This is a genomic window from Photobacterium kagoshimensis (assembly GCF_050337045.1).
Taxonomy (GTDB): domain Bacteria; phylum Pseudomonadota; class Gammaproteobacteria; order Enterobacterales; family Vibrionaceae; genus Photobacterium; species Photobacterium kagoshimensis.
In genome coordinates this window covers 217,024-235,751 of sequence record NZ_JAKJSO010000014.1, presented here as the reverse complement: position 1 = coordinate 235,751, position 18,728 = coordinate 217,024, and the positions used below count along the sequence as shown (strand labels likewise).

The window sequence follows — 18,728 nt, the reverse complement described above, 5'->3', positions numbered from 1 at the left end:
CTTAATCTTTACTTAATTTAAGCACTTGCATTATTAACGATGGCTGACGTCTTCGTACTCACCATCAATCACATGACGACTGCCTTGATGTGCTGTGTGCATGTGAGCGCGGTTAAATCGAGTTTCCGTATGTGCGTAAGCAAGTTTACGCTTGATGAATGGTGTTGTAAGTAAGGCTGCAACACTAATGAAAAGACCCATTACCGTTGCCATAATCAATGTAAATGCACCTACAATCAGTGCCACAATGCCAGTCAATATATTCTTCATCGTCTATGCCTCTTCTTTATGTTCTTTCAGACTAACTGAACAAAGATGAACCATATCTGAACATACCATATTATTTTCTATCCGCACTATCTCCTAATTCCTGCAGTATAAAGTCAATAAAGCTTCTCACTTTTGACGACATGTGTTTGCGGCTTGGGTACATCATATACACATTAATGGTTTGCAATTTAAAGTCAGTAAAAAGTGGGACTAATAAGCCCTGCTCTATTTCAGTGCCTAAATTGAATTTAGGCAACCTTGTAATGCCCTGTCCCGCCAGACAGAGGCCGAGTTCCATCTCTGAACTATTGGTCAGTACTTTGCTATGTACCTGAACGTGATGGTTCTGATTATCTTGGTCAATAAATTGCCATACATTCGGTGTTTTCAAGTTGCTATAGCTAATACAGCGGTGATTCACCAAATCCGTTGGGTGTAACGGTGATCCATAGCGCTTTAGGTAATCTGGTGAGGCTAATATAAGCGCATGAGACTGGAAAATTGGACGGCATATTAAGCTTGAATCTTCAACAACTGCAGACGCTCTTATCAAAAGATCAAATCCCTCTGCCACCATATCAACCCGACGATCATTCAAATCCAGTTCTAAATTCACTTCAGGGTACTGCGCCATATATTTAGCAACAACAGGGCGGATTCGAGATATGCCTAAGCTGATAGGACATGAAATCCGTAACAAGCCTCTTGGTTCTAGTTGCCCGCCTGTCATCGCTAATTCAGCCTGCTCTGCATCAAAAAGTAACTGCTGACATTGCTGAAAGTAAACTTCACCTTCTGATGTAAGGCTTAATGATCGCGTCGTACTATGCAACAAACGCACGCCTAAGCGCTCTTCCAGTTTATTGATCTCTTTACTGATATAAGACGTTGAGTGGCCGCTATTTTCAGCAGCTTTGGTGAAACTCCCGCTATTAACAACCTCGACAAAAATGATCATCCCATCAAGTAAATGTGCGTTAAACGCCATAATTTCCCTCTCACATAACAAGCAGGGCTAACGTAGCCAAGGCACACTTTATTACGCCCACGACCTCATTAACAGTCATTTGGAAATAATCTATCCACAATATGGCTATTAATGATTTTTAAGATGTAATTTATAGTTAGTTCATCGGCAACAATCTAACCAATTTATTTCATATACTGGATTAAATGCATTCAACTCGTCAGCGTTACGAACAGTGATAATGCTCAACATCCAAAATACAACAGTAGAATTTTAAGGAATCATCATGAAAGTATTAGCATTCGCGGCAAGTAACAGTAAGCAGTCGATCAACAAGCAATTAGCAACAGCAGCCAGCCAGCTTGTCAGTGGGGCTGAAGTTGAAATATTGGATATCAATGACTACGAAATGCCGCTTTTCAGCATGGAACGTGAACAAGAACTCGGTCAGCCCGCTCAGGCACAGGCTTTCTTTAAAAAGATTGGTGAAGCAGATGCACTGATCATCTCCTTTGCTGAACATAACGGTTCTTACACTGCCGCTTATAAAAACCTGTTTGATTGGACATCACGTATCGATCAAAAAGTTTTCCAAGAAAAACCAATGTTACTGCTTTCAACCTCACCAGGCCCAGGTGGTGCAAGCAGTGTATTAGCAGCAGCTGTAGGCTCTGCTCCCTATTTTGCCGGCGATGTAAAAGCACAGCTCTCTGTACCGAGTTTTTACGACAATTTTGATCCTGCGACAGGTACAGTAACGAACCCAGCGATCTTAGATCAGCTTAAATCGGCGGTTGCACAACTTAGTTAGATTGCTATTAGTCGCAACGCATAGTAAAAATCCCCGCAGACCTAGTCAGTAACTAGGCCTCGGGGATGTATGCTATCTATATAAGGGCGTTATAACCTAAACTAAAGAACCGCACCAGATACAGTGTAATTCAGCGGCCGTGTCGGTGGCTGAATCGTTAGGCTAGCGCGTATTTCTTCACCACACATTACAACGGCTTCTTGTGGAGAATCGCTCTGCTTCACGTTGACATGGATTTTATTCATATAAAAGTTGCTAAAGCGGCGATTACTCAATTTATAGCTAAGTTGTTGGCCATTTGCTAGCGTCACTTTTAGCTGGCAGCGCTGACTTGTTTCAGCAATATTGTCAGCAGGGTAAACAAAACCATAAGCACCGTGTAAAGCAGGATAAATATAGCTGTTCATACTTCCTGTTGGATCATAGTAGCCAACAATTGTCGTCACTGGCACACCAAAATCTGTTGGTATTCTCGCCACTTTTTCTCGCCCTTGCGGCAACCACTGCCATGACTGACCATTTGAACGATAAACCCGCGTTTCGTCCATTGCCAACCGTATAGTTTCACCATTCGCTGTCATAGCGCTACTCCAAGATGACTGGCGCTTCAAAGACACAACTTTACCTTGGTTCGACGCATCAGCTTGTGGCAAATCTACCCGCGCAATGTAATGGCCATTATACGAATTCAAACTAATGTCATCGTTAAGCGCAAAGTTTTCCGTCAATAATTGAGCGGTAATAATCGCATCTAGCCCTGTTAAATCGGCTATTTCGACGCTATCAATATTCCTGTCATTGTTTACAAACTCATCCATAGTGCTGGTTGTCGCATTCCAGCGTTTAAACCCTGTTGAAGCGCTTGGGTCAAATACCGCCCTGCTTTCTAAGAAAGTTTGAATTGCTTGTAAACTATAGGGAGTATGCAAAGTGTATTTAGATATTGGAGAGGTCGCAACACCGCTAGCCATTGCATCGGCATTAAATCGATACCCCTCAAACGGCGCTACGCTTCCACCACAACACTCCGCTGTTCCCTTACTGGCAACATCAAAGTTTACGACGAAACGATTCAAGCGGGCGTCCCAGCCCCATGCTGAATTAATATCAGATGCCGGACGATGCAATGAGCCATCAGGGCCGCCAGGGTAATGACCCAGCCCAAAGTTATGACCGAGTTCATGACTAAACTCATTTCCTTCAGAGTTATCGAGCGTCACCATGCCATTGCCGCCCGAGCCACCATGTACCACAGTCCCATTTTTATATTTACCAATGGCATTATGCGCTGTGATTAAAGCAGAGTGATATGGGTGCCCACTTTCACTCGCACCATCAGTACTGTTAATGCCATAGTTAGCATTATCAATTCCGTGTGAAATTAATATTTTACCGATATATTGACGCATATCACCCGTATGCCAGCCGCCTGAAACAGCAGAATGGTCCGTGTAAGTCACCCCCGTAGGCAACACGACTTCACGTAAATGCAGGGGCTCATATTCACTCACAATAAGGCGACTAGCCGGTATTTTTTGAAAATAGTCTTTATGCAGTGCGGGATTCGTAGCAAAAGGGAAAGCATTACGTGGTGGTGTTAAGAAGCCCAAATCGATCGTGTTTATAATCACTTCACTTGGGGCCCCTACTTTTAATTCATTAAGGTAACCAAAGTCATTACCCTGCTTGAATTGCAACCATAACCCAGGTTGAACCCATGCTGCAGGTAAACGTCCAGACCACGTATTGTCTGCGTACGCAATATTGTTTGTTTTCATATCGTCTTTAGTAAACCAACGCCCCTCATGATAACGGTAAGTTACTGTTGAACCGAACGCATAAACAGTGCTGTCACCGTTGGCATAAACGCGAGTCGAATAGCCCGAGTTAACAACAAGCTTTATTGTCTTACCATTAAAATCCGGATTTACCCCTTGCGGTAAGTAAATACGCCCCGCCCAATTACCATTACTTAAAGTAAGTGTAATCAAATCGTGAGAAACAAGACGCGATGCTAAGTACTCTCCATTTTCATGCTGCGCTTGTTCGGCAAATTCAGCGTTTGTCGAAATATATAACGGATTAATAAAATCCGATTGTTCAAAATCACGCTCGACCAGCCCACCTGCTTCAACGTACCAGTCATGCTTAGGCAATTGATCAGGCGAATCTAAATTCACAACGCCGAGTTCCTCACCATTTTTGTCATAAGCAATTACCATAATCGGCTGTTGGTTCTCTTGAGTAAGGGGCTTTACCAATAATAATGTATCGCGAGTCCCTACTAGATGTGGCCTAACATCATTGTTGATCCTTAATCGATACGGCGTTATTACATTCTGCGCAAAATCGATTTGTGCCCTGAACTGACCAAGTAAATCATTTGAAGGGGTTTGAGTATTGAAAAATACACGCGGAGGGTTATTTTCACCAAGATCTGCAGCTAACGCAGACATTGGTGATGTCAGCAATGGAATTGCTAACCAAGCAAACTGATTAAATTTCATAGTCGTCCTATATATTTAATTATTATGATTATTCTCAGCTATTCAACTTTCATTTAGTAAATCTAAACGTGAAGTAAAAGTGAACAACTGGATATTAATAATGTTATTTCTCAATAAGTGACATTACAAATAAAACCAACGCAAATAGAAGCAAGATCATACTTCTGTGGAATATTTATTTTGCTCCCCATCGACATAGAACAATGGCTGTAGCTTAGTAATCACAGCTCCCGAACCGCTAACAACCGTACTTATAATCAATAGCGCTCTTGTATGAGAATTTTATAAAATATCGACAAACAAATAATTCTTTTTTTAATGCGCGAGTTAACTAGCAAACAATTGTTACTAGTTATTACACTAATATGACAATCAATAGACCGCGGAATACCAAAGGGGGATTCACAGTGTTCGCCACCTGTATAGAATGTAATTTTACATACCATAAGAACACTTACCATCCCTTACGAAGCTAGCTATGTAAACTCCGCCATTCCTAACTGTTAATGCTATTTTTAAATTAAAACAGGTCAGAGTTGTATTTAATGCACACACTGACTACCTTCCCCGCAAATGTTTAACGCTGAATAAGATATATTAATGAAGCTCTCTACACGGAAAAAGCAAAAAGGTGTTTTTGCTATCGAGTTTGCGCTTGGTTTTTTTGTACTATTTATGTTTACTGTTCTTATATTTGAAGTTTGCAGACTAACATATATTTGTTCCCTCTTAGACTATGCTTCTGCTGAAGCGGCAAGGGATGCTCGCGTACAATTGAATAAGAATCACGACTTTATAAAATATAAAGGTAAAAATTGTCACACTGACGTTCCGAAAAATGAGACCTCTCGCTGTCAAAAAATACAGTCTTATTCAGGGAATCAATTTGCAATTTGGTTTCATAGTTTCTTGAGCACTAATGGTGGTAAATTGTGGCAGGTATTTACTGCTAGTAATGAAATGTTTATCAAAACGAGACACTACAAAAACCTGCATGCATTAGCGCATGATGCTTCCACTTCATCTTGGTCTAAAAATTCAATTTCAATGTATGAAGTGACTTATAAGTATCAACCCATCTTCTTCAAATGGTCTTTCAGTAATAGTGATATTAAACGCCACGTTTTAGTTATTGATGAATTCGAGAGGCATCAAAGTGCAAATAAATAAACAAAAAGGTGTATTTTCTATTGAATTAGCCTTCGTATTAATTGGTATGACGAGCTGCTTATATTTTTGCTTTGACCTTGGTTTTCAGCAAATACGAAAAAGTCAGCTCGAGCGTACCGCTCACTCGTTAGTGTCTTTATTAAAAGAACGCAGCCTTTTTTACCCTTCCTCTCGTGGGCAACAATTTCATACCCGAATACAAGAGAGCCAAGCACAGCAACTACAACTTATAGGTGCAAAATTACTAAATAGTAAAGTAGAAGATGTTTCCGTCATTATAGAAGAACGTCTAAGCGGGAAACATCACCTTACGCGTCAGGCCCTCTCACCGGAGGTCAATTGCGCCCCGCCTTTTTCACTGGCCTCGAAAAAGCTCGATATCACCAGAGAAAAACAAGATAAGTACGCACCGATTTATCAGGTAACAATATGCCAACGAATACCTGCGTGGTTTGAACGCATTATGGGGAATGACCCTAAAAAAACGGATCGCATTCTCACATCGTATTCAACGTTCATAGGTAGATAATTCATGACCATCCAAAAACAACAGGGTGCAGCAGCAATATATTTTATATTTATCATAGGTGCCATTATGTCAATGGGTGTACTTGCCATCGAAGGTAGTCGCTACATTGGCAAAAAAGCACGCTTAGGCGATGCGATGGAAGCCGCATCGATTGCCGTCGCGGAAGCAGACACCACCAAAAATGACTTTAACGAAGCAAAAGCGAATCATGTTGCAACACAATGGCTAACGCACCTTATCGGTGACAGCAAAAACCTTGACGTAACAGCCTCTCGTCGCATAGAAGAAGACAGTTACGGGATCAGCGCCAAATCACCCAGTAAGTTTGCTTACTATCGCTATGACATCCACACCCATTCAACGCATGAGTCCTGGTTTAAATTTACTCGTTGGCCAGCTTTTGACAAAGAAGTGGTTGTCGCTAACTCAGGTGCAGCGGGGCGGATGCAGAGTGCACCTGTTGATATGGTGTTCGTGGCTGATTTTTCTGATTCAATGGATAATGATCAAGAGGGGTACAAACCAAATAAAGGAGATGACGACGACAAAATTGACCTCTTAAAAAAAATAGTTAAAGACGTGACCAACGCCCTTCATAAAAACAATGCTGAATCTAGCTTTGCTTTTATTCCATTCGCTAAGCGTATAGTCATTAAGCGTTACTCAGAAAAAGATCGTAAATTTCGTTTTTACTGTGTGTCTCCTTTACTATCGCCCCGTCACTCCTTATTTGAAAAAGTTCGCCAACACAAGGCATTTGGTGAATTAGTACTGACGCTTCACTCTAAAAAAGATAATCATGACCCAGGCATTAAAAAGCGTGAAGCCATCTATCACCGTGAAGGTTTTACCCAATATGAACGCTATATTGCAGAACAATATATGCAGTGGATACGGGAATATGATGATGACGATGATAAAAACAAAAACAAATACAATAACGGATTGAAAGATGATGACTTAGACGACGACTGTGACGACGATGATGAATACCATCCACTGCACGAATGCCGTCTGCAAATTTACCGTTATGAAAATAACCTACGCTTAGATTATAACCACCCAACTCAGCACCAAGCCGTAAATTGGGAACGACATATTGATATAAAACGTACCGCAAGAGAGATAAACATTACTCACTTACCCAACTTTTATAGCCCTATGCCCTATGATCTGGTGCAAGAAGGCAAATTTGGTGATGAAGATGGTATCGCATTTGAACGCCATTGTGCTGAGTGGGATGACGATGATGATAACGTACCCGATTTTTATACGATAGACCGCACGACTTTCAAAACCCAAGATCAGCTAGACAAGGGTTTTCATAATTTGATCGATGAAATGGAAGAAGACAGTGGGACAGATGTTTACCAAGGTTTACTCGCCGCGCCCCATCAATTTGCCAAAGCGACCAATAAAGAACGCGTGATCGTTGTACTTTCAGACGGTATAGAAAACAACGACATGTTTAAACAATTAGTCGATGCGGGTATGTGCGACACCATTCGGCATCAGCTAAAGCATCATGGCAAATCAGCGCCCTATAATGCACATTTGCTCTTTGTTGAATTTAGCCAAAAGGAGAAGGACGATGAAGAAACTGATTTCTACGGTAGTCTTCCAGCCTATAAAAAGTGCTTTAAAGATAACATTATTAAAGCCAATGACCATGCTGATATTTCAGACGCAATACTCAACTATTTAACTGACGATAAAGGCCACAATTTCTACCGCTGATAGATCGCTTATGATGTGAATACAGTACTTTGCCTTTTAATAAGAATAAGTACTGTATTCACAGTAAACATAACTTACATCGAGCCTAACAAACGTAACCAAATATTAATAAGAGTTAGTCAAACTAGTCTTATTTCTTACTTTCTCTCCCTTATTGTTTTGATTTCACTCGCAGAACATATAAATGTCATTATGTAGTGATATATCTCTCTATCACTATGAATCACAGTTAAAACAATAATGGATTAAATAATGAAACTACGTTATCTCGCAGTGCTGCTTTCTGTAATGAGCTCATCAAGCATGGCATTTGATCTCACCACACCCCAAGCAAACAATACGGACAAGCTAGTATGGACGGGTCATTTAAGCCCAGACACCGACACTGTGACATCCGCAATTGCCGCAGCACATATTTATGGTGGTACTCCTGCCGTGCCAGAAGAGATTAATCCTGAAAGCCGTTTTGTACTCGAATACTGTAAAGCGACAGCACCAAAACTGCTTAAAGAGGTCTCTGCGCAACAATTTGGCTTGGTTGATTTTAACCAGCAAACACAACTGCATCATTCTGTGGATGAAAAAAGTATTGTCGCGATTATCGACCACCACGCCATTGGGGGAAACCCTGTAAACATGACACAAGTTGCCTCGATTGATATTCGCCCATGGGGTTCAGCTGCCACTATTCTTGCAAACCATGCCGAAACGCTTGGCATCGAGTTTCCAGCGACTATCGCTTGTACTACGCTAGGTGGTATTTTATCTGACACCGTGGTGTTCCGTTCACCAACAACGACAAAGTACGATCGTAGCTACGCAGAAAAGCTTGCTAAAGTGGCAGGCATTAAAGACATCAACGCCTTTGGGGAGAAAATGCTGGAAGCAAAATCAGACCTCAGCCATGTCAGCGCTACTGATATTCTTACTTTAGATTACAAGAACTTCACTTACGGCGGTAAGAAAGTGGGTATTGGTGTAGCAGAAACCATTACCGCTCAGCAGCTGTTAGACAGAAAGCCTGAATTTATTGCGGCAATGAAAGCTTATAAAAAAGAAGCGAACTTAGATCACCTCTTCTTCTCTGTGATTGACACTAAAAACAAACGTGCGAATCTTTTATGGATAGACAGCGCCGATCAAAAAATTGCTAACGCTGCATTTAAAGGCAAAGCATCTGAACAATGGCTAGTGCTTGAAGGTGTGACTTCACGTAAGCGCCAAATTGGCCCTGCCATTCAAAAAGCAGTTGAAGCGAAGTAGTTTAGTTCACCGTCTACACATAAAGCCCTTCATGTCACTTGGTCATGAAGGGCTTTTTATTGCCAGTACCAATGCCTCACTCATACTATTCACTATAGGCATGCATCATTCATTAAAAATCAGGTTGCATAATTAATACTTGTGCAATTTATTAAGATAAGCATGAATAAATTTTCTGAAAATCCTTTCAACACAATTAGTTATCAGCCATAAAAACAGTCTTAACCAGTTCAAGAAATGAGATTCAAGTCACCATAAAGTGGTAATCCAAATGGGAGCATACATGCATAATTTGAGAATAATCACAAATGGTACATACCTCCCATGCCCTACTTACATTTTATTTTTGGCCTTGCAGTCGTCGCCGTTCTTGCATTATTAGCAAGTAAAGACCGAACAAACATTAAGCTTCGCTATATCGTCCAGCTACTAGCAATTGAAATGAGTGTGGCTTACTTTTTACTTAACTCATCTGCGGGTACTGGCATAGTTACCGAGTTCGCCGAAGGGTTTAATGGTCTAATGGCTTTTGCCGCAGAAGGGACCAACTTTGTATTTGGAGGCCTTATTAATGAAGGCGGGTTCGACTTCTTCCTGCAAGTCTTAATGCCGATTGTCTTTATTTCTGCACTTATTGGTATTTTGCAGCACATCAAAGTGCTACCTATTGTGATCAGTGCCATTGGTTTTTTACTGTCCAAAATAAATGGCATGGGAAAATTAGAATCATTTAATGCCATCAGCGCCTTAATGGTTGGCCAGTCTGAAAACTTCATTACCTACAAAGCTATTTTAGGCAAAATGTCTGAACGTCGTATGTACACGTTAGCGGCAACGGCAATGTCTACCGTTTCTATGTCTATCGTGGGTTCTTACATGCAGCTTATCGCACCCAAATATGTGGTTGCAGCGCTATTTTTAAACATGTTCAGTACTTTCATTATTCTATCGATCATTAACCCATACGATCATGAAGCAGAAGAAAACTTTGATGATATGGTTGCTGAGGCTGAAGGCGAGCGAGTGACCTTCTTTGAAATGCTGGGCGAATACATTCTTACTGGCTTTAAAGTTGCGGTTATTGTGGCAGCGATGCTAATCGGCTTTATCTCATTAATCGCAATGATCAACAAAGGTTTCACCGTCGCACTAGGCATCAGCTTCCAAGATCTAATTGGCTATGTGTTCTATCCTGTTGCTTGGCTAATGGGTATTCCAGCAAGTGAAGCACTACAAGCTGGCAGCATTATGGCAACTAAACTGGTTTCAAATGAGTTCGTTGCTATGATGGCGCTACAAGAGCAACTTGATACCCTATCAGCCCATACTGTTGGTACAATTTCTATCTTCTTAGTGTCATTCGCCAACTTTAGTTCTATCGGTATTATTGCGGGTGCTGTTAAAGGGGTGAACGAAGAGAAAGGTAACCTTGTCGCTCGCTTTGGTTTACGCCTACTTTATGGCTCAACTTTGGTAAGTATCCTTTCCGCGATGATCGCAAACATTATGATGGCCTAACGCAGTTCCCCCTGCCTAACATCAAGAATTTGCGTTGAACACACCACACTAACAAAGCCGGCTTATGTCGGCTTTGTTTTGATATATCACCCATTAATCCAAGTAACTTGCTGTATCTCGCAACAAGCAAAAGGCCAGCACATCTGTGCTGGCCAAACAAAAGACAAAAAACGAAGTGACTTAGTAGTTAGTCATGTGTACGACAGGGTGATCAGCATCCGTCTTGAAGTACATGTCTACTTTTTTACCATCAATTTTGTAAACCGTTGATGTCACTGTACCCATCATTTCACCGCGACCTTTCCATAATGGTTTGCTTTCTAGCAAGTGACGAATTTCAGCTTCGGGGGTGTCTGCGTTTGCATTTTTGACAAACTTCTCTGCCGCTTCTTGGCGAGCCAAGCTATGCGCTGCAAATTCACTGTCAACAAACGCTTCAGGTGTACGGTAAATTGAGTGGTTAGCATGTGCTTTCCAGTCGCCAGTGCTGAAGTTAACTTTACCTGCGTAAGTATTTTCGATATTCATTGCAGGAGAGTTAGCAGCAGCGGCTGTGTAAGTAAAGTACGCCGAGTACTCAGGGTAGCGAGTGAATACGTCCCGGATCTCATCATAAGACTCTGCATTCATTACAGCCCAGCTTAGGTGAAATGAAGGCGTGGCTGTTTCAGTTAAGACTTCACTGCCAGCCAATTGGCGCAATGTGCCTTCGTCAGCCATGGTGTTCATTGCCATCGCTTGAGCACCTTTGGTTACACCACCGTAAGGGATCAAACCAGCCCAGGTTTGAATAACACGTGTTTTACCATCGGTGTCTTTATGCTTAAGCATGATAAGACCCGTGTAGTTAATCCCCATGTAATCGAAGTTAGATGCAGCCCAAGATTTATCACCTTTTGCTTTCACTGCGATTGAAGTACATTTCGCAGGCGCTTTCGGATCATGGCCTGTTTTTTCTGCTTGTAGGAAACCCATGCCACCATTGCGCTGAGACTCTAAAATTGCCTCATCAGACATCGCCACTACTAATAATAAGTTTGGAGAACGATTTAAGCTTTCAGCTAAACCTTTGATGTACGCTGCAGCATCTGGGCTCGATTTTTCTAACTTGCCAAATACATTCTTAGACTCAAAAGATTTTGAAAGCGAAATCACATTAAGACCAGGCAGCATAACACCTAACGTCGTATCAAAGCGGTCGATGCTGTCTAGGATTTGCTCTTTAGCAACCTCACCAACGTGCTTACCCAGTTCATAAGTCGAGCCAGTGAATTGTACTTCTGCAATTTGATCTGTATGTTGAATCAGTTGCGCATTTACTGTTGCTGACATACCCATAGCTAGGGCAAGAGCGATCATTGTTTTTTTCATTATGGGATACCCGATGTTCTGTAACTTGCATTAATTCAACGTCAAATTACAGAGCTAATGGTATATAGTCAAACCATTAGACACCATTTGTTACTCTGATCACGGGCCTAAATTGTGGTTTAATTTTCAAGCAACAGCAAAATTAAAAGTTAAACTCCCCCTTTTACCCTGCTTTACTCGGTCTCTAGCGGCGGTTGTGAAGTCTTATCCAACATACTTAAATGGAGTGAAGAACTGACTAAAACGCATTTCTGCTAACTCATTTACTTTTCTAATCGTTATTCATTGCGTTTTTTCGGATAAAAATAGCCAATCAACTTCATTACGCGGTAAATTCAGCCAAAGTCTTTAAACAATGCTGAAACAAACACCTATGATGAACCTTGAACAAATTCTTGCCTTTGTCACCACAGTTGAAACAGGCTCTTTTTCTGCGGCTGCACGCAAACTCAATAAAAGCCAAAGTTCAGTCAGTATTGGCGTGAGTAACTTAGAAGATTGTTGGGGCGTTCAATTGTTTGATCGCAGCTCTCGCAAGCCGATACTTACCACCGATGCTCAGCGACTCTACAGCCAAGCAAAGTTACTATTACGCCAAGCAGATAAGATGAACAGCTTCGCTTCAGCAATTAATAATCAGGTAGAAAGTAAAATTGTTATTGGTGTAGACCCAATGGCCCCACTCTCCTGCCTCGATTCAATGCTGCTCACTATCGATCGACTTTACGCTAATACCGAAGTAGAGATTCGCCTGCTTGATCATAAAGCACTGCAACAAGGGCTACTCAATCACAGCGTCGATATTGGCGTGCACTTTGGTGATGATAGCTATCCGCAATATTTGAATTTTATGACCACCCACCAGTATGAATGGCTTTGTGTTTGTAGCCCCGATCATGCCTTGGCAAACTGCGCACAGATCAGCAACGAGGAGATACTCTCTTCGCGTCAAATCATCAGCCAATCGCTAAAAAATCACCCGGTACTCAGCAAGACTTCCATCATGTCGCAAGATACATGGGAAGCAGACAATTTAATTCAATCAAGCCATATGATTGAGTTGGGGTTAGGTTGGGGGATCTTACCTGCTGATTGGTGTGCTGAACGCTTCAGTTTAGGATCGCTAGTCGCAATCACGCCTGAGTTTAACCAAGCCCAAATGTACTCAGCACTCGACGTAGTCTGGGCGGCCAACCGCAATATTGGCCCAGTATGCCAAGCGATCATTGAACACATTACCATTCGAAAATCGAATAGTAATTAATTTAGTCTATTCGAATTACATTGATAGGATGCACTCATCGCAAATAAGGAATATTAATTATGAAAAAATCAGTTATCTCTCTCGTTGTATTATCTATCCTAGGTGCGACCGCTCCCGTTCATGCGGTCACTTACCATGATCCTGTCGTCGAAGTAGAAGCTGGTTTGAATAATTTCGGTGCAGGCATCGATAACTGGGAAGAGCAACATCTTGGCGCCTTCACTTATCCAGATGCGCACCTTTACCACAAGCACGCTTACATCATGAATAACGAAGCCAACAAAGCGCCAATGGTTAAGTCGCCAACTCAGGTCGACATTACTCAGGTGAAGGTATTTGGCGGCACCAAAATGATGGATTTGTACTCGTTTATGCGTGATCGCGCCAACATCCACAACTTCGTATTAATGGATAGCCAAGGCCGTATCATGGCCGAAGATTACTGGAACGGTACTGATATCAATACCGCCAACCATGCGATGAGTGCGGGTAAATCATTTACATCAATGACCTCTTCTATTGCGGTAGAAAAGGGTTATTTCAAAATGAGTGACCCTATCGAAAAATGGATCCCAGAGTTTAAAGGCACGCCACTTGAAGGCGCTACAGTGCAACACTTTGCTGACATGCGCTCTGGCGTACGTACTATCGATGCCGAATACGACGACACTAACGGCTACCACTGGTCGATGGGTGAATGGTCTACGTGGGATTGGTCAATGCCACTTGCAGCAGGCTACAACGGCTTTGACAAAGACGCGAACGGCAAGCTAATCAACAAAAAAGGCGCACACGGTCGCCTAGACGGCATTGAAGATTTCATCAAAGTGCTTGGTCAAAACGTGAAACTTGGCAACAAGCACGGCGAAGGCTACAACTACAAGTGCGTTAACACCGAAATCTTAGGTGTGGTGACTGAACGTGCAGTGAAAAAAGCGACGGGGCTAACCTTCAACGAGTTCATGGAGAAAGAGCTATGGACGAAAGGTGGTTTCCAAACCCCACTTGCAGTTTACTCTGATTTGAACCACGGCCGTATGCCTTACAGTGGCGGCGTAAACCCAACAGCACGTGATTTCGCACTTATGGCTCAGCTAATGGCGAACGAGGGTAAGAACTTTAAAGGTGAACAGCTGATCCCGAAATGGTTCGTCGAACAAGTTCGCAACGGTGATGATGAAGTAAAAGCCGCTTGGAAATACAAAGATAACCAAGAGCAAATCGCTGACCCTGAAGGTTTCTACACTAACCAATTCCGTACCGTACATATCAATGGTCGTAAGATCTCTGCCATGGTGGGTGTTAATGGTCAGTTCAACGTTATCGACTGGAAAACAGGCAACACACTATCCATCTTCTCAAGCTTTGGTAAGCCATCTGGCCCATCGATGATCGCCACCTTCTTCAACGTGATTGACGGGGCATTTAGCGCAGCAGAACAAGCGCAAGCCAAGTAACCCGCAAGCGCTTAGTTTATAAAGAAGAGATAAACAACAGCCCCGCTTTTTTAAGTGGGGCTGTTTTAGTTTAAGCCTAAGTGACTGCATCGCCACCGTCACGAACCACTCAGCTGCCTGTTCGGCAGTGAAGACTATAATGCGCAGGGAAACAAGGTTCGCATTTTTCTAAGCTGCCTGTTCGGCAGTGAAGTCAAGTACGATAAGTCACTGGTGTTTTATGATTTTCTAAGCTGCCTGTTCGGCAGTGAAGGCAAGAACATTTACAAATCTTGCAGCCTGATTTTTCTAAGCTGCCTGTTCGGCAGTGAAGTCTTGCAGCTCCCGAAGGTGCTCAAACATGCTTTTCTAAGCTGCCTGTTCGGCAGTGAAGTCTAATTGATGTACTTTCGGAAGTGCCATCTCATTTCTAAGCTGCCTGTTCGGCAGTGAAGATAATTACGTTAAAAAACTTGTTAACCATATTTTTCTAAGCTGCCTGTTCGGCAGTGAAGCCCTTATTAATGCGGTAACTAAAGAAGTTATCTTTCTAAGCTGCCTGTTCGGCAGTGAAGCTGGCGGGTTGACTGGCCAAGTTGATACGTTTTTTCTAAGCTGCCTGTTCGGCAGTGAAGCACCCGCGCATTGGTGGCTGGTGATGTGCAGTTTTCTAAGCTGCCTGTTCGGCAGTGAAGGCAGCGCTTGTATGCTTAGCCACACCATCAACTTTCTAAGCTGCCTGTTCGGCAGTGAAGTAACGATAGCAATATCAGTTTCTCTATCATCTTTTCTAAGCTGCCTGTTCGGCAGTGAAGAATGAAGTTGAATTCGAAACCGAAGCCAAGCATTTCTAAGCTGCCTGTTCGGCAGTGAAGTTACGCTAGACAATGAAGGGCAAACTATCTTCTTTCTAAGCTGCCTGTTCGGCAGTGAAGATCTTTTACTTGCTCATAGATGCGCGTAGATATTTCTAAGCTGCCTGTTCGGCAGTGAAGTCACTTGCTTCTCCCAATCGTGTTTATTTCTCTTTCTAAGCTGCCTGTTCGGCAGTGAAGATCAATAACATGGCCATAAATCGTAGTCTGGATTTTCTAAGCTGCCTGTTCGGCAGTGAAGAGCGATACGTGACTACGATATGCAGATCGCACTTTCTAAGCTGCCTGTTCGGCAGTGAAGCCAAATCAAGAAGCATTACCTTCATATCATCATTTCTAAGCTGCCTGTTCGGCAGTGAAGATTCAGACTTTGACTGGTTCATATTGAAATAATTTCTAAGCTGCCTGTTCGGCAGTGAAGGAAAAATGATCGATTCTCAAGTGTGCCTGGAATTTCTAAGCTGCCTGTTCGGCAGTGAAGAGGTTGTTGCAACTACTGGTGGCCTACCTTACTTTCTAAGCTGCCTGTTCGGCAGTGAAGCCGTCGCCCTTGCCCTTTTTCGCCATCTTGTCTTTCTAAGCTGCCTGTTCGGCAGTGAAGACTGACATCCTTGATTTAAACGATGTTATATGTTTCTAAGCTGCCTGTTCGGCAGTGAAGTTATCGAGGGGTTATTTACTGACTCTGCTAGTTTTCTAAGCTGCCTGTTCGGCAGTGAAGTTAAGCCCGGCAATCATGCTGGCCTCATCTTCTTTCTAAGCTGCCTGTTCGGCAGTGAAGACACATAAAGTGCATAGAAGGTGGTGTTCATTTTTCTAAGCTGCCTGTTCGGCAGTGAAGCGCGGGTGTCAACAATTTTCTTTCAGCGTATGTTTCTAAGCTGCCTGTTCGGCAGTGAAGTAGATGATATATTAAATCAGGTGAAAATATATTTTCTAAGCTGCCTGTTCGGCAGTGAAGTCTAGCAAATAGTTACTTGTTAATTCTGCGATTTTCTAAGCTGCCTGTTCGGCAGTGAAGGCTCCCAGTGTTAGAGGCACCCCGTCATTGTTTTTCTAAGCTGCCTGTTCGGCAGTGAAGCCTAACGTGCCCGCCACCTCAGTGCTTGAGTGTTTCTAAGCTGCCTGTTCGGCAGTGAAGATAACGGCGTCCCTTTTTGCATTCCTCGCGATTTTCTAAGCTGCCTGTTCGGCAGTGAAGCATCCTTTAGCGTTATTACGGCAATTCTTGCGTTTCTAAGCTGCCTGTTCGGCAGTGAAGCAAATATCTTGGCTGCATCGATAAAGCTCTGATTTCTAAGCTGCCTGTTCGGCAGTGAAGCGTTGAGTTTATCGCTGAAGGCTTGATTGTTAAAGAGCTTGAGGGAAATAAACGAGAAAAACCCTATTTTTTAACTACCCTACTCACCAGTTAAAAATCAATGAGTTACAGGTAGCCTAAAAAATAGGGTAAGAAAGGTTAGAACCAAGGAATAGTTGCTTGGCTACTAAAACCGTAGCTAGAGTATTCACCGCTTACTGCTTGCTGACTGATATCACCATGCTTGACATAAATACGCAGTACGTTTTTATTAGAAAGGCTTTGTATCTGCAAATATGGCAAGTTCAACTGAGGTTGTTTGCTCTCGGGAATTTGGTGTCTTGCTTCTTCCTCTGTTAACCAACCTTTTGCAATAGATCGCTTACGCAAGTTTTGTGGGCTTTTCTTTTGCACCCGCGAAACGGTGCGATAGCCGAATAACTCAGCAGGAACAGGTAATACATCACCAACCTGGGTATAATCTCTTAGCCCTTTTAGCCAGGGCTGCGCCATTAATAAATCAATGGATTGCTTCGAGCCATGTAAACGCAGCACATCACCTAGCACTCGACCATGCTTTGGAAAGCTTACTGCAACCTGCCCTTTGCAAGTTTGAGCCATTACGCGATGGAACTTGGCGAATAGATTATTTAACAAAGCAGGCGCCGTAATTTCGAGATCTGGCTCTACTTGAATATCAAGGTAGTAATCCATTATTACTCTCCGAATACGCCACCGCGAACCAACATCGCCATTAGGTAATGCTGTTCATTAAGCTCTGGGGTTTTATCTTTCAGCATCCAGCTATCAAGAATATTATAGAAATCCGTTTTGTCTTTTGGTTTACGGTAAGCAACACCACGGTTGGTTACGCTACCATACGGTTCAATGGCAATTGGACCAAACTCGTCACTTTGTGGGTACCACGTATCAATCGTGCGCAAAGCATTACCAATTTTTTGCGAGTGCATGGCTGCTTGGTCGCCAAGTTGATAAAGGAACTTACTCTTCTTGTCACCCGAGTTCATCACCAACTCTTGTGATGGGAAAACAGTTTGCGCTTCGCCAAGTTGAACGTAGGCTTCAACTGTCAGCAGTGTTGCTTTTTCACCTAAAAGCCCGAGTTCAATAACAGATGATATTTGATCTAATTTATCGTTATTGTGATCAAAAGATTTCAAACAAAGATCTTGTGCATCGAATGTCCACTGCTGTTCACCGTGGCTGATACGCACTTCTACTTGCTCTGCACCTACGCGGTTACGCCACAAGAAACGACCATTAGCTAAGTTGGTAGCGTAACGCTTCGCCAGCTCTTTAAAGCCATTTGCTTGAACATAACTAGAGATCTTATCCGCTAAAGCAGACTGATACTCTGGGTTATTACAAGTTGATGGCACAGCTAAGTCGCCTAATACACGTAGTGTAAAGGTGACTTTCAATGTGTCGGAATCAAATGGTAACGCGGCGTTATCGACAGTTTGTAAGTTAGCTTTTTCTACTTCAGCATCGATTTTACTGGCTTTCGCGCCTTTCAAGCGGTTTGAAATGGTGCCTCGTACTGACTTTTCTGTCACTTGAATCGCTGTCCAGCCATTTTTTACAGCGCGATCTTGCCAGTTACCTGAGTGCATAACGGCATCTGAACACGCAAGTTTAGATTCAAAAGCCAATACGGAAGGGGTGGTTAATTTTGTCATTGTTACTTTC

14 protein-coding genes and 1 CRISPR repeat array are annotated in these 18,728 nt (G+C 42.6%); of the genes, 8 read left to right on the top strand and 6 right to left on the bottom strand.

The genetic code is table 11. The features are described 5' to 3' along the window. Window positions 1-33: 33 nt before the first annotated feature. Window positions 34-270: a hypothetical protein gene (locus L4C35_RS13210; protein WP_428463305.1), complete on the bottom strand. Its 237-nt coding sequence runs from the start codon at window positions 268-270 to the stop codon at window positions 34-36. Window positions 271-340: 70 nt separating this feature from the next. Continuing rightward, window positions 341-1,258, bottom strand: coding sequence for a LysR family transcriptional regulator (locus L4C35_RS13205; RefSeq protein ID WP_428463304.1), 918 nt, complete (start codon window positions 1,256-1,258; stop codon window positions 341-343). A gap of 265 nt (window positions 1,259-1,523) precedes the next feature. Between L4C35_RS13205 and L4C35_RS13200 the strand changes: the two genes are divergently transcribed. Beyond that, on the top strand, window positions 1,524-2,048 hold the full coding sequence (locus L4C35_RS13200) for an NADPH-dependent FMN reductase (RefSeq protein ID WP_428463303.1): 525 nt from the start codon (window positions 1,524-1,526) through the stop codon (window positions 2,046-2,048). 101 nt (window positions 2,049-2,149) lie between these two features. Here L4C35_RS13200 and L4C35_RS13195 read toward each other — a convergent pair whose 3' ends face one another. Then, the gene (locus L4C35_RS13195) at window positions 2,150-4,555 is read right to left on the bottom strand and encodes a M66 family metalloprotease (protein WP_428463302.1); all 2,406 of its coding nucleotides are present in this window, start codon (window positions 4,553-4,555) and stop codon (window positions 2,150-2,152) included. A gap of 600 nt (window positions 4,556-5,155) precedes the next feature. Between L4C35_RS13195 and L4C35_RS13190 the strand changes: the two genes are divergently transcribed. The 5 genes from L4C35_RS13190 (at window position 5,156) to L4C35_RS13170 (ending at window position 10,772) form a co-directional block, all read left to right on the top strand. After that, entirely contained in the window at window positions 5,156-5,725 is a 570-nt protein-coding gene (locus tag L4C35_RS13190) for a TadE/TadG family type IV pilus assembly protein (RefSeq protein ID WP_428463301.1), read from the top strand. Continuing rightward, window positions 5,712-6,254 (top strand): tight adherence pilus pseudopilin TadF, encoded by a 543-nt coding sequence (gene tadF / locus L4C35_RS13185; RefSeq protein ID WP_428463300.1) that lies wholly within the window; start codon window positions 5,712-5,714, stop codon window positions 6,252-6,254. The genes L4C35_RS13190 and tadF overlap by 14 nt, the downstream gene beginning before the upstream one ends. 3 nt (window positions 6,255-6,257) lie before the next feature. Then, a complete protein-coding gene (locus L4C35_RS13180; RefSeq protein ID WP_428463299.1) occupies window positions 6,258-7,991 on the top strand; it encodes a pilus assembly protein in 1,734 nt (577 codons plus the stop codon). A gap of 252 nt (window positions 7,992-8,243) precedes the next feature. Then, window positions 8,244-9,254 (top strand): manganese-dependent inorganic pyrophosphatase, encoded by a 1,011-nt coding sequence (locus tag L4C35_RS13175; protein ID WP_428463298.1) that lies wholly within the window; start codon window positions 8,244-8,246, stop codon window positions 9,252-9,254. A gap of 324 nt (window positions 9,255-9,578) precedes the next feature. Further along, window positions 9,579-10,772, top strand: coding sequence for a NupC/NupG family nucleoside CNT transporter (locus L4C35_RS13170; RefSeq protein ID WP_428463297.1), 1,194 nt, complete (start codon window positions 9,579-9,581; stop codon window positions 10,770-10,772). Between the two features lie 180 nt (window positions 10,773-10,952). Here L4C35_RS13170 and L4C35_RS13165 read toward each other — a convergent pair whose 3' ends face one another. Further along, window positions 10,953-12,143 (bottom strand): C45 family autoproteolytic acyltransferase/hydrolase, encoded by a 1,191-nt coding sequence (locus tag L4C35_RS13165; protein ID WP_428463296.1) that lies wholly within the window; start codon window positions 12,141-12,143, stop codon window positions 10,953-10,955. A 355-nt stretch (window positions 12,144-12,498) separates the two neighbouring features. Here L4C35_RS13165 and L4C35_RS13160 point away from each other — a divergent pair, with 355 nt between their 5' ends. Both L4C35_RS13160 and L4C35_RS13155 read left to right on the top strand, forming a co-directional pair. Continuing rightward, the gene (locus tag L4C35_RS13160; RefSeq protein WP_428463295.1) at window positions 12,499-13,407 is read left to right on the top strand and encodes a LysR family transcriptional regulator; all 909 of its coding nucleotides are present in this window, start codon (window positions 12,499-12,501) and stop codon (window positions 13,405-13,407) included. Window positions 13,408-13,466: 59 nt separating this feature from the next. Then, window positions 13,467-14,864: a serine hydrolase domain-containing protein gene (locus L4C35_RS13155; RefSeq protein WP_428463294.1), complete on the top strand. Its 1,398-nt coding sequence runs from the start codon at window positions 13,467-13,469 to the stop codon at window positions 14,862-14,864. Between the two features lie 105 nt (window positions 14,865-14,969). Then, window positions 14,970-17,039: direct repeats of the CRISPR family, unit length 28 nt; unit sequence TTTCTAAGCTGCCTGTTCGGCAGTGAAG. Window positions 17,040-17,177: 138 nt separating this feature from the next. Here L4C35_RS13155 and cas6f read toward each other — a convergent pair. After that, window positions 17,178-17,732: a type I-F CRISPR-associated endoribonuclease Cas6/Csy4 gene (gene cas6f / locus L4C35_RS13150; protein WP_428463293.1), complete on the bottom strand. Its 555-nt coding sequence runs from the start codon at window positions 17,730-17,732 to the stop codon at window positions 17,178-17,180. A 2-nt stretch (window positions 17,733-17,734) separates the two neighbouring features. Next, a complete protein-coding gene (gene csy3, locus L4C35_RS13145; protein WP_428463292.1) occupies window positions 17,735-18,718 on the bottom strand; it encodes a type I-F CRISPR-associated protein Csy3 in 984 nt (327 codons plus the stop codon). Between the last annotated feature and the right edge of the window lie 10 nt (window positions 18,719-18,728).

Excerpts from the sequence above, each read along its gene's own strand:
- L4C35_RS13210 (WP_428463305.1), bottom strand. The coding sequence starts at position 270 with ATGAAGAATATATTGACTGGCATTGTGGCACTGATTGTAGGTGCATTT.
- L4C35_RS13205 (WP_428463304.1), bottom strand. The coding sequence starts at position 1,258 with ATGGCGTTTAACGCACATTTACTTGATGGGATGATCATTTTTGTCGAG.
- L4C35_RS13200 (WP_428463303.1), top strand. The coding sequence starts at position 1,524 with ATGAAAGTATTAGCATTCGCGGCAAGTAACAGTAAGCAGTCGATCAAC.
- L4C35_RS13195 (WP_428463302.1), bottom strand. The coding sequence starts at position 4,555 with ATGAAATTTAATCAGTTTGCTTGGTTAGCAATTCCATTGCTGACATCA.
- L4C35_RS13190 (WP_428463301.1), top strand. The coding sequence starts at position 5,156 with ATGAAGCTCTCTACACGGAAAAAGCAAAAAGGTGTTTTTGCTATCGAG.
- L4C35_RS13180 (WP_428463299.1), top strand. The coding sequence starts at position 6,258 with ATGACCATCCAAAAACAACAGGGTGCAGCAGCAATATATTTTATATTT.
- L4C35_RS13175 (WP_428463298.1), top strand. The coding sequence starts at position 8,244 with ATGAAACTACGTTATCTCGCAGTGCTGCTTTCTGTAATGAGCTCATCA.
- L4C35_RS13170 (WP_428463297.1), top strand. The coding sequence starts at position 9,579 with ATGCCCTACTTACATTTTATTTTTGGCCTTGCAGTCGTCGCCGTTCTT.
- L4C35_RS13165 (WP_428463296.1), bottom strand. The coding sequence starts at position 12,143 with ATGAAAAAAACAATGATCGCTCTTGCCCTAGCTATGGGTATGTCAGCA.
- L4C35_RS13160 (WP_428463295.1), top strand. The coding sequence starts at position 12,499 with ATGCTGAAACAAACACCTATGATGAACCTTGAACAAATTCTTGCCTTT.
- L4C35_RS13155 (WP_428463294.1), top strand. The coding sequence starts at position 13,467 with ATGAAAAAATCAGTTATCTCTCTCGTTGTATTATCTATCCTAGGTGCG.
- cas6f (WP_428463293.1), bottom strand. The coding sequence starts at position 17,732 with ATGGATTACTACCTTGATATTCAAGTAGAGCCAGATCTCGAAATTACG.
- csy3 (WP_428463292.1), bottom strand. The coding sequence starts at position 18,718 with ATGACAAAATTAACCACCCCTTCCGTATTGGCTTTTGAATCTAAACTT.